At 51.4% G+C, this 15,004-nt stretch carries 11 protein-coding genes; all 11 read left to right on the forward strand.

The features are described from left to right. The first annotated feature begins 337 nt into the window (after positions 1-337). Positions 338-1,927 carry a peptide chain release factor 3 gene (gene prfC / locus AC1DUO_RS18400; RefSeq protein ID WP_013577108.1) on the forward strand — a complete coding sequence of 530 codons (1,590 nt, stop codon included), beginning with the start codon at positions 338-340 and terminating at the stop codon, positions 1,925-1,927. 412 nt (positions 1,928-2,339) lie between these two features. Continuing rightward, positions 2,340-4,895, forward strand: coding sequence for a PKD domain-containing protein (locus AC1DUO_RS18405; RefSeq protein WP_013577107.1), 2,556 nt, complete (start codon positions 2,340-2,342; stop codon positions 4,893-4,895). A gap of 423 nt (positions 4,896-5,318) precedes the next feature. Next, positions 5,319-5,912, forward strand: coding sequence for a molecular chaperone OsmY (osmY, locus tag AC1DUO_RS18410; protein ID WP_013577106.1), 594 nt, complete (start codon positions 5,319-5,321; stop codon positions 5,910-5,912). Positions 5,913-6,231: 319 nt separating this feature from the next. Next, entirely contained in the window at positions 6,232-6,393 is a 162-nt protein-coding gene (locus AC1DUO_RS18415; RefSeq protein WP_013577105.1) for a DUF1328 domain-containing protein, read from the forward strand. A 273-nt stretch (positions 6,394-6,666) separates the two neighbouring features. After that, positions 6,667-7,839 carry a patatin-like phospholipase family protein gene (locus AC1DUO_RS18420; RefSeq protein ID WP_379670700.1) on the forward strand — a complete coding sequence of 391 codons (1,173 nt, stop codon included), beginning with the start codon at positions 6,667-6,669 and terminating at the stop codon, positions 7,837-7,839. Next, positions 7,836-8,621, forward strand: coding sequence for a metal-dependent hydrolase (locus AC1DUO_RS18425; RefSeq protein WP_013577103.1), 786 nt, complete (start codon positions 7,836-7,838; stop codon positions 8,619-8,621). Before AC1DUO_RS18420 ends, AC1DUO_RS18425 begins: the two co-directional genes overlap by 4 nt. A gap of 548 nt (positions 8,622-9,169) precedes the next feature. Next, a complete protein-coding gene (gene deoC, locus AC1DUO_RS18430; RefSeq protein ID WP_013577101.1) occupies positions 9,170-9,949 on the forward strand; it encodes a deoxyribose-phosphate aldolase in 780 nt (259 codons plus the stop codon). Positions 9,950-10,039: 90 nt separating this feature from the next. Further along, complete coding sequence (gene deoA / locus AC1DUO_RS18435) at positions 10,040-11,368, forward strand: thymidine phosphorylase (RefSeq protein ID WP_013577100.1); 1,329 nt, start codon at positions 10,040-10,042, stop codon at positions 11,366-11,368. An 88-nt stretch (positions 11,369-11,456) separates the two neighbouring features. Then, positions 11,457-12,680 carry a phosphopentomutase gene (gene deoB, locus AC1DUO_RS18440; RefSeq protein WP_013577099.1) on the forward strand — a complete coding sequence of 408 codons (1,224 nt, stop codon included), beginning with the start codon at positions 11,457-11,459 and terminating at the stop codon, positions 12,678-12,680. Between the two features lie 83 nt (positions 12,681-12,763). Next, positions 12,764-13,483 (forward strand): purine-nucleoside phosphorylase, encoded by a 720-nt coding sequence (gene deoD / locus AC1DUO_RS18445; RefSeq protein WP_013577098.1) that lies wholly within the window; start codon positions 12,764-12,766, stop codon positions 13,481-13,483. Between the two features lie 173 nt (positions 13,484-13,656). Then, on the forward strand, positions 13,657-15,003 hold the full coding sequence (gene yjjJ / locus AC1DUO_RS18450; RefSeq protein WP_013577097.1) for a type II toxin-antitoxin system HipA family toxin YjjJ: 1,347 nt from the start codon (positions 13,657-13,659) through the stop codon (positions 15,001-15,003). Position 15,004 lies beyond the last annotated feature (1 nt).

Consider the following 15,004-nt stretch of genomic DNA (forward strand, 5'->3'; position numbering starts at 1 on the left):
GGGCTGAAAGAATTGGTGTACCATGGTCTGCCGTTGAAGTGCATCTTGATGAAGCCATTGAAATTGCGCGTAAATGCTGGCCAGATTTGCTTACGGAGTTACCGATGCTTGAAGAACATAAAATAGTTCTGCAAGAACACTGGGCCGCACTTTCAACCGACTTCCGTTTCTAAAGCGCTCTCTTAGTCACACCACACAAAAAAACCATTGATTGCCCATCCCGTCTAAATCAGTGAAAATAGCCGGCTATAACTTTTATTACCGCTTTGCCTGACGTCACCTTCTGACGTGATGTGAATCCTATGCAGGGCGGACCAACCGCAGAAACGTGAAAAACATGTCTCCAAGTGAATACGCCCTTGAAGTGGCTAAGCGCCGCACATTTGCCATCATCTCTCACCCCGATGCCGGTAAAACGACCATTACCGAAAAGGTTCTGTTATTCGGACAGGCCATTCAAACAGCCGGGACTGTAAAAGGCCGTGGCTCCAGCCATCACGCCAAATCCGACTGGATGGAAATGGAAAAACAACGTGGTATTTCCATCACCACGTCCGTGATGCAGTTCCCGTACAAACAGTGTCTGGTTAATCTGCTCGACACCCCGGGGCACGAAGACTTCTCCGAAGATACCTACCGTACCCTGACTGCCGTTGACTGCTGTCTGATGGTTATCGACGCCGCAAAAGGTGTCGAGGATCGTACCCGTAAGCTGATGGAAGTGACCCGTCTGCGCGATACGCCGATCCTGACTTTTATGAACAAACTCGACCGCGATATCCGCGATCCGATGGAAGTAATGGACGAAGTGGAGCGCGAGCTGAAGATCGCTTGTTCTCCGATTACCTGGCCGATCGGCTGCGGTAAATTGTTCAAAGGGGTTTACCACCTTTATAAAGACGAAGTGTATCTGTATCAGACCGGTAAAGGTCACACCATCCAGGAAGTTCGCGTGGTCAAAGGCCTGAACAATCCAGAGCTGGATGTTGCCGTCGGCGAAGATCTGGCTGCGCAACTTCGTGATGAGCTGGAACTGGTGCAGGGTGCATCACATGAATTCGATCACGAAGCTTTCCTGCAAGGTGAGCTGACGCCGGTATTCTTCGGTACCGCGCTCGGTAACTTTGGTGTCGACCATATGCTTGATGGTCTGGTGGACTGGGCTCCTGCGCCGATGCCACGTAAAACTGACCTGCGCGAAGTGAAAGCTGATGATGAGAAATTCACAGGTTTTGTGTTTAAAATTCAGGCCAACATGGACCCGAAACACCGTGACCGCGTGGCGTTCATGCGTGTGGTATCCGGCAAATATGAAAAAGGCATGAAGCTGCGTCAGGTGCGTACGGGTAAAGACGTCGTGATTTCCGATGCCCTGACCTTTATGGCCGGTGACCGTTCACACGTTGAAGAAGCCTATCCGGGCGACATCATCGGTCTGCACAACCACGGCACAATTCAGATTGGCGACACCTTTACTCAGGGTGAGAACATGAAGTTCACTGGCATTCCTAACTTTGCCCCTGAACTGTTCCGTCGTATCCGCCTGCGTGACCCGCTGAAACAGAAACAGTTGCTGAAAGGGCTGGTACAGCTTTCAGAAGAAGGCGCGGTACAGGTCTTCCGCCCAATCGCCAACAACGATTTGATTGTCGGAGCGGTCGGCGTGCTGCAGTTTGAAGTGGTCGTGGCGCGTCTGAAAAGCGAATACAACGTGGAAGCGATTTACGAATCGGTGAATGTCTCGACCGCCCGCTGGGTGGAGTGTAGCGACGTGAAGAAATTCGAAGAATTTAAACGCAAGAACGAAACCAACCTCGCACTGGATGGCGGCGATAACTTAGCATATATCGCACCCACTATGGTGAACCTGAATCTGGCTTCAGAACGTTATCCTGAAGTGAAATTCCGTAAAACACGCGAACATTAATTCATTCCTGTTTCTGAAAAGGCGACTTTGATGTCGCCTTTTTTATTGTTTCTTAATTTTGCATTAATAAAACATATATTAATTTATTTTGTTAAGGCAGAGTACTTATTATATATTTGTATGCCTTTTGATGAAAAATATACCTGACTTATTAAATAATCTTAATTTTAATTATTAGTGCGATTAGTTATGTTTAGATGAGTCCATTCCTTAATAGATATGCCATTATGTGCGGTGAATAAGTTACCTCATATTTATTTAATATGTTTTGGGGGTAATTAATATTTTTTGTTTATGAAATAGTAACAAAAGTCTTAATTTCACAGGAATTACAATAGGTTTTCTCGCGAAACATATATGTATTCTATGAATATCCCGCCATGGCAATGATATATATATAAGGAATGTAGTTATGAGAATGAATAAAATCACACAGATGCTCTGTGTTGCCGGTTTGACGATGGCTTCAGCCAGCGCTTTTGCCCTTGAAGCCTGGAACGGACAGGAAGGGGGTGACACCTTTGAAGTCATCTTTGACGGCAGTGTTTACTCAAATGCCTGGTGGGTCGGTGCGACAAATTGCCCGGGCACAGCGGAACAAGATCAAGGTGCCAACCCTTGGCGTAAGGTGCGCGACGCATCTGCGACTGAAATGAGCCAATATGGCAACCCGACCGTTTGTGAGATTGCCGGTGACGGCACGCAGAATAATTATGTCGATTATGACAGCAGCCGTGATTATTTAGCCGGTGATATTGTTCTGGCAAATGGCATGACATACAAAACGTCTAAACCAACGCCGGCTCACAGTTTCGCACCAGCAGAAAATAACCCGTGGGTAGTGTATGCACCGACGCCGGTCTGGAGCAGCAGTGCAACCTATAATCAGGGCGATAAAGTTCAGAAAGACGGAGTTATGTATGAAGCTCTGTTTTACACCATTAATAATGATCCGTCGCTGACGGCTAATCAGAACCCGGACGGAAATAATGGCCATCCGTGGAAACCTCTAGGTCCGGTTCAAATCTACTCTCAGGATCAAATTGATAACGCGCCAACGCTGAATATCGATACCTTATATCCTGCTAATTCATTAGTGAAATATAACGGCAAAAATTATCAGTCTTCTGTAATAGTTCAGAAAGTTAAACCTGACGATGTTTCACCGTGGGCTGTGTATATGGACTGGAGCGGCACGAAAGAGCGCGTGGGTACGCCGAAAAATCCGTGGCCTGCTCAGTTCTATGCGCCTTATGTCGATTTCACCTTAAATATGCAGCCTGACCTTGTCGGTCTGGCGAAAAACCAGAACGTTAACCACTTCACCATGGCCTTTATGGTCGCTAAAGATGCTAACACCTGTGTACCGACGTGGGGCACCGCTTACAGTGTTACCAACTACGCGCAATACAGCAAAATCAAAGCATTGCGTGAAGCAGGCGGCGATATCATGGTGTCGATCGGCGGCGCGAACAATGCGCCTCTGGCCGCAGCCTGTAATAACGTGAATGATCTGCAACAGCATTATTATGACATTGTCGAAAACCTGAACCTGCAGGTGCTTGACTTCGATATCGAAGGAAACTGGCTGGCTGATAAAGAATCTATTCAGCGCCGCAATGCCGCCGTCAAATTAGTACAGGATCGCTGGGCTGCCGAAGGCCGTCACATCGGTGTCTGGTATACCCTGCCTGTTCTGCCAACCGGTTTAACCCATGAAGGGATGGAAGTGTTGCAGGATGCCAAAGATCAGGGCGTCGTGCTGACCGGGATTAACGTGATGGCGATGGATTACGGCAACGTACAATGTCAGTCAGCCAACACTGAAGGTCAGAATATTCACGGTAAATGTGCCACTTCTGCCATCGATAATCTGTTCACTCAGGTGAAAGGTTTATACCCTGAGAAGAGCGCCGCACAGGTTTACGCCATGCTGGGGACAACGCCGATGATTGGCTATAACGATGTGCAGGGAGAAGTGTTCTATCTTTCCGATGCGCGTCTGGTTTATCAGCAGGCAAAAGATTATGGCCTGGGTATGATCGGTGCGTGGTCTGTGGCGCGTGATCAGCCGGGTGTTTCAGGACAAGTTTCTGCGGAACACAGTGGTATGACGCCGGAACAGGCTCCGATGTACGCTTACAGCGAAATCTTTGCGCCAATCACCAGCGGTTCACCGGCACCGGTAGAAACCAATACGCCGCCGGTCGCTAATGCCGGTATTGCTCAGCAGGTTAATGGAACCGCTGTTATCACGCTTGACGGTTCAGCCAGCACCGATAAAGAAGGCGACACCCTGACGTATCAGTGGAAGCAAGTTTCCGGGCCAGCAGTGACGCTGCAAAACAGCGACGCGGCAAAAGCGACATTCAGCGTGGCGCAACCGGTGACCAATGCGGTGTATACCTTCTCGCTGACCGTGAGTGACGGCGAAGGCAGCACCACAGCGCAAACCAGCGTGAATGTGATTGATGCGTCTAAGCCTGTTGCACCGTCCGTTACCCTTGAATCCACGTATACCGTGACTTCAGGTGAATCGCTGACGCTGACAGCAAAAGTGACAGATCCGGATACGCAGGCTGCTGATTTACATTATCAGTGGACTAATCCGGCTGGATTGCCAGTCGCACCGGCTCAGGGGGCAGCATCCAACACTGAAGTGATCAATGCACCACAAGTAACAGTTGATACGCGCTTTACTGTTGACGTGACCGTGACCGATAACACCGGTTTAACCGATACCGCAACGACCACGATTCTGGTGAAAGCCAAAACAGCGGCAGGGGATTATGAGTATGTTTATCCGCAAAGTAGTGAGAAATACGTCGCGGGAACCCGGGTATTAGGCAGTGACGGTGGCATCTATCAATGTAAGCCTTTCCCATACTCCGGTTGGTGTAGTCAGGCGGCCTGGGCGTATGCTCCTGCGACCGGCACTAACTGGCAGGATGCGTGGGATAAACAGTAATTTCACTACCGAAGACTGATTTATAACGCAATAATTTTTCAATGGCTCCTGTAAAGGGAGCCATTTTTTTATCTGATACCCTTCCGGATCTTACGCTTTGTTATCAATATGCCGATATTTTGCGCAAATTTTGGCGTAAACCTTCGGACTTGTCTGCATTAGAGGCCATATTCGACGATCTCCCTACTAATCTGAACATTCTTGACTATATTAAATGTGTGTTCAGGACAGGGTGGCTTAAAGCACTACTTTAAAGTCACTCAATAGAGAGTTATATCGAATGGCGATTAAAAGCCAGAATAAAACGATGTACTCTGCTACAACGGAAGTAAAAACAGCAGCAATACAATTTGTTATAAGGCGTCACCAAGAATGTGGCGTGCAGAGTCGCAACAAGGCTCATAAACCAAAAGGAAGAAATCGATGAAAAATTCTAAATTTGCCTATTCAATGATGGCCGTAGTTCTGGGTACCGCACTGATGAGCGGTAGCGCTCTGGCAGCAACGACGACTACAGATAGCGCAGGTGCAAAAATCGATAGTTCCATGAAGAAAGTTGATAACTACATGGGCGACAGCGCTATCACCGCGAAAGTGAAAAGTGCTCTGGTAGATGATAAAGCCATTAAAAGTAGCGATATTTCCGTCACGACGAATTCCGGTGTTGTTACGCTGAGTGGTTTTGTCGGTTCGCAGGCTGAAGCCGAGCAGGCTGTTGCTGCGGCAACCAAAGTTGAAGGTGTTAAATCCGTCAGCGACAAACTGCATACCAAAGACAGCAAAGATCAAAGCGTTAAAGCCTATGCCGGTGACAGCGCGACCACGGCTTCTGTAAAAGCCAAATTGCTGGCGGATGACATTGTCCCGTCACGTAACGTGAAAGTCGAAACGACCGACGGCGTGGTACAGCTCTCAGGCGCAGTGAAAGATCAGGCACAGTCTGACCGTGCTGAAAGCGTTGCGAAAACCGTTGATGGCGTGAAAAGCGTCAAAAATGACCTGAAAGTCGCACCATAACGATCACGTGCTCTGTCTGTAGTACGAAGCGCCTTCCCACGGGCAGGGCGCTTCATTTTTTGAATAACACATAATTACATTTACGTTGCCCGCTGAAGATTTGTGTTGGACGAGATTTGCCTGCTGTCAGAAAAATATTGTGTCGGAAACGCTAAGACTTTCATTTTTCGACTACCTTTATTAGGTAAGCATTTTTTTGTTACCGGCATGCTGTCGGTTGATAAAGCGTCATAAGGCAAATGTTTCACAATGAGTCCGGCCCGAAGCGGGGCACAACCTTTTGAAATGGCAAAGTGAAAATAGGGTAAAGGAGAAGCTTATGTTTCGTTGGGGCATTATTTTTCTAATCATCGCGTTGATCGCGGCGGCTCTCGGTTTCGGTGGTTTGGCGGGTACAGCGGCCTGGGCTGCAAAAATCGTCTTCGTAGTCGGTATCATTCTGTTTCTTGTCAGCCTGTTTACCGGTCGTAAACGACTCTGACCGCATCATTCMAGTGATGCCAAAATGTGTTAATTAATGACATCGCCCCCTTCACTGAAGGGGGCGATTCTTTTATGTGTACAATCTGGCCGTTAACAGGACGTAACGATTTTGTCGCCCGATTTTGGCAAGAAATCTACGCAAAGCAGGAAGACGAGGTATGCTCTGAAATGAAGGCCAACTGAGTGGGGCCATTTGCGTGAGGACGATGCGTTGGGATACAGAATACCTGTCACGCTGGGGAATATAGAACCGCTGGCGTACAAACCCTATATGCCGGGGAAGATTGCCCTGGTGTGCGAAGGCGGCGGGCAGAGAGGCATTTTTACGGCAGGCGTGCTGGATGAGTTTCAGCGCGCGCGTTTCAATCCCTTTGATTTATATCTGGGCACCTCTGCGGGTGCACAAAATCTCTCTGCTTTCGTCTGCGGGCAGCCCGGCTATGCCAGAAGGGTGATCACCCGCTACACCACCAGCCCTGACTTTTTCAACCCGCTGCGTTTTGTGCGCGGCGGACATCTTATCGATCTCGACTGGCTGGTTGAAGAAACGGCTAAAAACATGCCGCTGGCGATGGACAGTGCTGAAAAGCTGTTGATCGACGGCCGGGAATTCCTGATGTGCGCCTGTCGCAGTGATGATTATGCGGCCAATTATTTCTCGCCGACGCGGGAAAACTGGCTACCCGTGATCAAAGCCTCAAGTGCTATTCCGGGCTTTTACCGCATGGGGGTGGATCTGGATGGTGTCAGCTATCAGGACGGAGGCATCAGTGACGCGATCCCGGTTGAAGAAGCGTACCGCCGTGGCGCGGATACCATTGTGGTCATCCGTACCGTGCCTTCGGCGATGTTCTATACGCCGCAATGGATGAAGCGCATGGAACAATGGCTGAGTGAAAGCAGCCTGCAACAACTGGTGCGCATGATGCAGCACCACGAAGAAAGTTATCACCGCATTCAGCAATTTATTGAGAATCCGCCGGACGATGTGCGTATTTTCGAAATCTTCCCGCCAAAACCGCTGGCCAGCCACGCGCTTGGCAGTCGTCTGCCTGCGCTTAATCAGGATTACCATCTTGGCCGTCGCTGCGGACGGTACTTCCTTTCTGCTGCGGCACACTGGCTGTTACCGCGTGAAAACGAGCGCCCTCATCCGCAAATCGAACCACGGATATTCCGCCAACCAAAACAGGTTATCGTGCCGCAGGATGAACCGGAAAATGTGATCCCGCTGGCTGCTTCGGTCAGTACGGTTGAGCAAATCATTCTGGATCCAGCCGTGTTGACGGATATGGTCGCCGACGGCGGTGTGGTGCGTCCGGCAGCATTTAAAGACAACGTGGTCAGTGCGCCGCAACCGCAGCACGCATCCTCAGACATGCCGCCACCGGAAAGTCCGGCGTCATCAGAAAATTATCCGTCCAGTGAGGGCGAAAATCTGTGAGTTTCACCTTCGTCGATACGCATTGTCATTTCGATTTTCCGCCGTTTACCGGCGCGGAAACGGAAAGCCTGCGCCTCGCTGCAGAAGCTGGTGTAGGGCAGATTATTGTTCCGGCGGTCACGTCTGACCGTTTCAGCGGCATTCTCACACTGGCCGAAAAATTCCCGCAATTGCACGCCGCGCTGGGCTTGCATCCGCTTTATATCGCCGAACATAAAGACAGTTGTCTGGATTTACTGGATTCACTGCTCAGCCAGCGGGATCCACGCCTGGTGGCAGTCGGGGAAATCGGCCTGGATTTATACATGGAAGCGCCGAAGTTTGAGCAACAACAGCGGTTGCTGAAAGCGCAGTTCGCGCTGGCAAAGCGTGAGATGTTGCCGGTGATCCTGCACTCCCGTCGCAGCCACGATCAGCTGGCGGCGCTGCTGCGTCAGGCAAAACTGCCGGCAACCGGGGTAGTGCACGGATTTGCAGGCAGTCTTTCTCAGGCGCAGGCGTTTATCAAACTGGGTTTTGCGATAGGCGTGGGTGGCACTATCAGCTACGAACGCGCGCAGAAAACCCGTCATGTGATGGCAGAATTACCGCTTTCGTCATTGTTGCTGGAAACCGATGCGCCGGATATGCCGTTGCAGGGGTTTCAGGGGCAGCCTAATCGCCCGGAACGGGCGGCAATCGTGTTCGACATTCTGTGCAGCCTGCGCAGTGAAACGCCGGAACAGATTGCTCTTGCACTGCTCGACAATACCCGCCGCATCTTTAATCTCCCTTCCCGGTAAACCGTCGAAATTTTAATTTTGTGATTTAAATAACATTTACCCTGACGTATAGAAACCTTTCCAGAAAGGGTTTCTGGCGTATTGCGATTTCATTTCTCTTTAAAATGTTATTATTATAACATTGCTCGTAAGATCGCCGGTTGGTGATCGCGGTGTGGCCACCCGAACTCCGTTTGTCATGATTCGGGTATACACTCTTATTAAGGGTCGAATACTGAGCATAAGGGCTAAGAATTGTGACCAAGGTCTCATTTAGCCAAGCAACGTTGCAATCGGTTTTCATTTTGTGTGAAATAATGCACACAGGAACCTGATGTGACGTGTTCAAATAGTCACAACGAACTGGCGTCAGCCAGTCCAAGCGCGGTGAGAAGGATCTCAGTTGCCACGTAAGCCGTTCCACGCCGCTTACGCACGCTATCTTCAAGGAACCAAGTCCGCTCGCCAACGTGCAGAATTCTCTTGCCGACGTTAAACGCCGGAACGAATTCATGACTGTATGCTCAGTCCCGGCCGGTCGCTGGAATTGAAAATTGTTGGAGAGTTATATGACCGATTTAACCGCCGCAGCGCAACGTGCGCTGAACCTGATGGATTTAACCACCCTGAACGAAGACGACACTGATGCAAAAGTGATCGCGCTTTGTCATCAGGCGAAAAGCCCGGCAGGTAACACCGCTGCTGTCTGTATTTATCCTCGTTTTATTCCTGTTGCCCGTAAAACCCTGCGCGAGCAAGGCACGCCGGACATCCGTATTGCCACCGTCACCAACTTCCCGCACGGTAATGATGATCTTGAGATTGCGCTGGCAGAAACCCGCGCGGCAATTGCTTACGGTGCCGATGAGGTTGACGTGGTCTTCCCGTACCGCGCGCTGATCGCCGGTAACGAGCAGATTGGTTTTGAGATGGTGAAACAGTGCAAAGAAGCCTGTGCGGCTGCCAATGTGCTGCTGAAAGTGATCATCGAAACCGGTGAGCTGAAGCAGGATGCGCTGATCCGCAAAGCCTCTGAAATCGCCATCAACGCAGGCGCTGACTTCATCAAAACCTCTACCGGTAAAGTGCCAGAAAACGCCACGCTGCACAGCGCTGAGTTGATGATGAGCGTGATTGCTGAGATGGGCGTGGGCAAAGCTGTCGGTTTTAAACCGGCCGGTGGCGTGAAAACCGCTGAAGACGCTGCGCAATATCTGGCACTGGCTGATCGCCTGCTGGGCCGCGAATGGGCTGACGCACGTCACTTCCGTTTCGGCGCATCCAGTCTGCTGGCAAGCCTGCTCACCACTCTCGGTCACGCTGGCCAGAAAGCCACCAGCAGCTACTAATCACTGTTGTTATGCCAATACCGTGGCGCTGTTTTACAGCGTCCGGTATTCGCATCTACATTTAGCGTTCAGCTCAGGCAGGGGGATACCTTGTTTCTCGCACAAGAAATTATTCGTAAAAAACGTGACGGTCAGCCTTTAAGCGATGAAGAAATTCGTTTCTTTGTTAATGGTATTCGCGACAGTCAGGTTTCAGAAGGCCAGATTGCCGCGCTGGCAATGACTATCTATTTCAATGATATGACCATGAATGAGCGTGTGTCGCTGACCATGGCAATGCGCGACTCCGGTACCGTCCTGGACTGGAAATCGCTCAACCTCAACGGCCCGATCGTTGATAAACATTCGACCGGCGGTGTGGGTGACGTGACGTCCCTGATGCTGGGGCCGATGGTAGCGGCATGCGGCGGTTATGTGCCGATGATTTCCGGCCGCGGCCTCGGTCATACCGGCGGTACGCTGGATAAACTTGAAGCCATCCCGGGCTTCGATATTTTCCCGGATGACAGCCGTTTTCGCAGCATCATTCAGGATGTCGGCGTGGCAATTATCGGCCAGACCAGCTCGCTGGCTCCGGCGGATAAGCGTTTCTATGCGACACGTGATATCACCGCAACTGTCGATTCTATCCCGCTGATCACTGCTTCGATTCTCGCCAAAAAACTGGCCGAAGGGCTGGATGCGTTAGTGATGGACGTCAAAGTCGGCTCCGGGGCCTTCATGCCGACTTACCAGCTATCCGAAGATCTGGCGCAGGCGATTGTCGATGTGGCCAATGGCGCAGGTTGTAAAACCACGGCGCTGCTGACCGACATGAATCAGGTGCTGGCATCCAGCGCAGGGAATGCGGTGGAAGTGCGCGAAGCCGTGCGCTTCCTGACGGGTGAATACCGGAATCCGCGTCTGCTGGAAGTGACAATGGCGCTCTGTGTTGAAATGCTGCTGTCCGGCGGGCTGGCAAAAGATGACGCCGACGCCCGCAGTCAGTTGCAGGCCGTGCTGGATAACGGCAAAGCCGCAGAAGTCTTTGGCCGCATGATTGCCGCCCAGAAAGGCCCAACCGATTTCATCGAGAATTACGATCGTTATCTGCAACAGGCCACGCTGAGCAAACCGGTTTACGCCGAAGGCAACGGGATTGTCAGCGCGATGGACACCCGTGCGCTGGGCATGGCCGTCGTTTCACTGGGTGGCGGACGTCGCCGCGCCAGCGATGCTATCGACTACAGCGTCGGTCTGACCCATATGGCGCAGCTTGGCCAGCAAGTGGATACCCGTCAGCCACTGGCGATGATCCACGCGAACAGTGAAGCGGCCTGGCAGCAGGCGGCGCAGGAAGTGCGTGCGGCCATTGTCCTGAGCGACAAAGCGCCGGAAAGCACGTCGGTGGTTTACCGCCGGATCGGTGGTAACGCTTGATTTCAGGCCAAATCGCCCCCATTTAAGATTGATCAGGTGCGCGGCAGTTCCGCGTGACCCAATGCGTAACCATTCGCAGGAGAGCAAAATGAAACGTACATTTATCATGGTGTTAGACTCATTCGGTATCGGTGCCAGTGAAGATGCCGAGCGCTTTGGCGATGCCGGTTCTGACACGCTGGGCCATATCGCAGCTGCCTGTGCGCGTGGCGATGCGGACAAAGGCCGCAAAGGCCCTCTGAATCTGCCTAACCTGACCCGTCTGGGGCTGGCGAAAGCTGCGGAAGAATCTACCGGTAAAATTCCTGACGGCATGGACGGTAATGCTGAAATTACCGGGGCGTATGCTTATGCCAGCGAACTGTCTTCCGGTAAGGACACCCCATCAGGCCACTGGGAAATCGCCGGTGTGCCGGTTCTGTTTGACTGGGGCTACTTTAGTGACACGACCAACAGCTTCCCGCAGGAACTGCTGGATAAACTGGTTGAGCGCGCTAATCTGCCGGGTTATCTCGGTAACTGCCATTCTTCCGGTACCGTGGTACTGGATGATTTGGGCGAAGAGCACATGAAAACCGGCAAGCCGATTTTCTACACCTCAGCCGACTCCGTCTTCCAGATTGCCTGTCACGAAGAAACCTTCGGGCTGGATCGCCTGTATGAACTGTGTGAAATCGCCCGTGAAGAGCTGACTGAAGGTGGCTACAATATTGGTCGCGTGATTGCCCGTCCGTTCATCGGTGACAAAGCCGGTCACTTCGAACGTACCGGTAACCGTCATGATTTAGCGGTTGAACCACCGGCTCCGACCATCCTGAAAAAGCTGGTGGATGAGAAAGACGGCCATGTGGTGTCTGTCGGTAAAATCGCTGACATCTACGCGCAGGTTGGTATCACTAAAAAAGTGAAAGCTACCGGCCTGGATGCGTTGTTTGACGCGACGATCAAAGAGATGAAAGAAGCGGGTGACAAGACCATCGTCTTCACCAACTTTGTTGATTTCGACTCCTCTTACGGCCACCGCCGTGACGTACCAGGCTACGCTGCCGCGCTGGAACTGTTTGACCGCCGTATGCCGGAATTGCTGGAACTGGTGAAAGAAGATGACATCATCATCTTCACCGCTGACCACGGTTGTGACCCGACCTGGCGCGGCACCGACCATACCCGTGAGCACATTCCGGTCTTAATCTATGGCCCGAAAGTAAAACCAGGTTCATTAGGTCACCGTGAAACCTTCGCGGACATCGGCCAGACAGTCGCTAAATACTTCGACCTGTCACCGATGGATTACGGCAAATCCATGCTCTGATACTTTTCTTACGCGGCCAGTCTCTTATACTGGCCGCGTTTTTTATAATGAATATGACACCTCGCTGATTAAGGAATAAGAAGATGGCAACTCCACACATTAATGCTGAAATGGGCGACTTCGCTGACGTCGTGCTGATGCCGGGCGATCCGCTTCGCGCCAAGCACATCGCGGAAACTTTCCTTCAGGATGTTAAGCAGGTGAACGACGTGCGTGGCATGTTGGGTTTCACCGGCACTTACAAAGGCCGCAAAATCTCCGTGATGGGCCACGGCATGGGCATTCCTTCCTGCTCAATTTATGCCAAAGAGCTGATCACTGAATTCGGCGTGAAAAAAATCATCCGCGTGGGTTCTTGTGGTGCTGTGCGTGCCGACATCAAACTGCGCGACATCGTGATCGGCATGGGTGCCTGTACCGATTCCAAAGTGAACCGCATGCGTTTCAAAGATCACGATTACGCGGCTATTGCCGATTACGACATGGTGCGTAACGCGGCTGACGCGGCGAAAGCCAAAGGCATCAACGCGCGCGTAGGCAACATCTTCTCCGCTGACCTGTTCTACACGCCGGACCCGCAAATGTTTGACGTGATGGAAAAATACGGCATTCTGGGTGTGGAAATGGAAGCCGCCGGTATTTACGGCGTGGCCGCAGAATTCGGCGCGAAAGCACTGACCATCTGTACCGTTTCCGACCATATCCGTACGCATGAGCAAACCACCGCCGCTGAACGTCAGACGACCTTCAACGACATGATCGAAATCGCGCTGGAATCCGTTCTGCTGGGCGACAAAGAATAAATTCTGCAAATATTGCAGTCACTAAAACGGGCGCCGGATGGCGCCCGTTTTGCTATGCGTTTTTTCGTGTTTTTTTGCGTATTCAAATTTATATCTTCAGGATATATCGATTTATTTTAATTTTTTATCTATGCTATTAGCTATGCATTTTCCTATTCATCACTGAGCCGCTCATGTCTGAACTTGTAGATTTACTGCGTCAGGGCAGTCTGACGGCAAAAGAGATCACGGAGCAACTGCACATCACCCAGTCAACGCTCTCAAGGCGGCTGACTAAAATTCCTGAGATCGTCAAAATCGGGCAAAGCCGCTCGACCCGTTATATTCTGCCGCGTCCGCTGGAAGGCCAATGGAGCTTCCCGCTTTACCAAATTAATGAGGCAGGAAATGCCGAAAAGGTCGGGACGCTATATTCCATCTGGCCGGGTGAAAGTTGTGCAGTGGAAGTTGTCAGCGGCCAGTCGCTGATTTACGACGGTCTGCCGTGGTTTATCACCGATATGCGGCCTCAGGGCTTTTTAGGTCGGGCGTGGGGACGTGATATTAACGCTGCCCTGCATTTTCCGGATGACATTAAAAGGTGGACCGAATCCCAGACGCTGGTGGCTCTCGCAAGAGCGGGGGATGAAACGGTCGGGAATTTTGTCATTGGAGAAATGGCCTATCAGCGATGGTTTCATAAACCTGAAGATATTCCCGTTCCCCGTGAAGACAAAATTCAGGTGTATGAACGGCTGGCACAGAGAAGTCTGGCAGGGGAGGAAGTCGGATCATCTGCGGGAGGCGAGCAGCCTAAATTCAGCTGCTATGCAGAACATGCAGGCCGGGACGCCTCTCAGGTTCTAGTTAAATTTTCGCCTCCGGCTGTCAATGAAAACGCCTCCCGCTGGGGCGATTTACTGCGCTCTGAAGCTCATGCGTTAAGCGTTTTGCAGGAGGCTGGCATTCCGGCGGCAACAGCCGAAATTTTTACCGGCAGAAAGGGCGAGGTTTTCCTTGAGGTCGAAAGATTTGACCGGACAGGTGAGTGCGGGCGTCGCGGGCTGGTTTCCCTTGAGGCCGTCTCTGCTGAGTTTGGCGGAGGAAACAGCAACTGGTTTTTGACCGCGCAGCGGTTACGCCAAAGTAAGGTCATTACAGCCGCTACAGTCGACAAAATTGAGCAGATTTATGCCTTCGGAAAACTGATCGCCAACAGCGATATGCACCAGGGAAATCTGTCATTTATCGATCCTGCCATTGACCCTTTAAAGCAGGCTCTTTCGATATCGCCTGTGTATGACATGCTGCCGATGGCTTTTGCACCGACCAACGCCGGTACCATGCGTCGTGAAACCTTACCCTTAACGCCCGACCCTTTAGTGTCTAAAGAAAAGTGGTTGAATGCACAGGATTGGGCGGGTGAGTTCTGGCGGAAGGTAGAAAGCGATATGGCAATCAGTCCTGAATTCCGCCAACTGGCCAGCGGTATGCTGGCGCAGGTGGAAGGGTTAACATCAATTATTCAGCGGCTGGCCTGAA

It is taken from the genome of Rahnella sp. P4_A8, assembly GCF_056402435.1.

What these genes read in the sequence shown, in the direction of transcription:
- prfC (WP_013577108.1), top strand. Translation starts at nt 338, where the DNA reads ATGTCTCCAAGTGAATACGCCCTTGAAGTGGCTAAGCGCCGCACATTT.
- AC1DUO_RS18405 (WP_013577107.1), top strand. Translation starts at nt 2,340, where the DNA reads ATGAGAATGAATAAAATCACACAGATGCTCTGTGTTGCCGGTTTGACG.
- osmY (WP_013577106.1), top strand. Translation starts at nt 5,319, where the DNA reads ATGAAAAATTCTAAATTTGCCTATTCAATGATGGCCGTAGTTCTGGGT.
- AC1DUO_RS18415 (WP_013577105.1), top strand. Translation starts at nt 6,232, where the DNA reads ATGTTTCGTTGGGGCATTATTTTTCTAATCATCGCGTTGATCGCGGCG.
- AC1DUO_RS18420 (WP_379670700.1), top strand. Translation starts at nt 6,667, where the DNA reads ATGCCGGGGAAGATTGCCCTGGTGTGCGAAGGCGGCGGGCAGAGAGGC.
- deoC (WP_013577101.1), top strand. Translation starts at nt 9,170, where the DNA reads ATGACCGATTTAACCGCCGCAGCGCAACGTGCGCTGAACCTGATGGAT.
- deoB (WP_013577099.1), top strand. Translation starts at nt 11,457, where the DNA reads ATGAAACGTACATTTATCATGGTGTTAGACTCATTCGGTATCGGTGCC.
- deoD (WP_013577098.1), top strand. Translation starts at nt 12,764, where the DNA reads ATGGCAACTCCACACATTAATGCTGAAATGGGCGACTTCGCTGACGTC.
- yjjJ (WP_013577097.1), top strand. Translation starts at nt 13,657, where the DNA reads ATGTCTGAACTTGTAGATTTACTGCGTCAGGGCAGTCTGACGGCAAAA.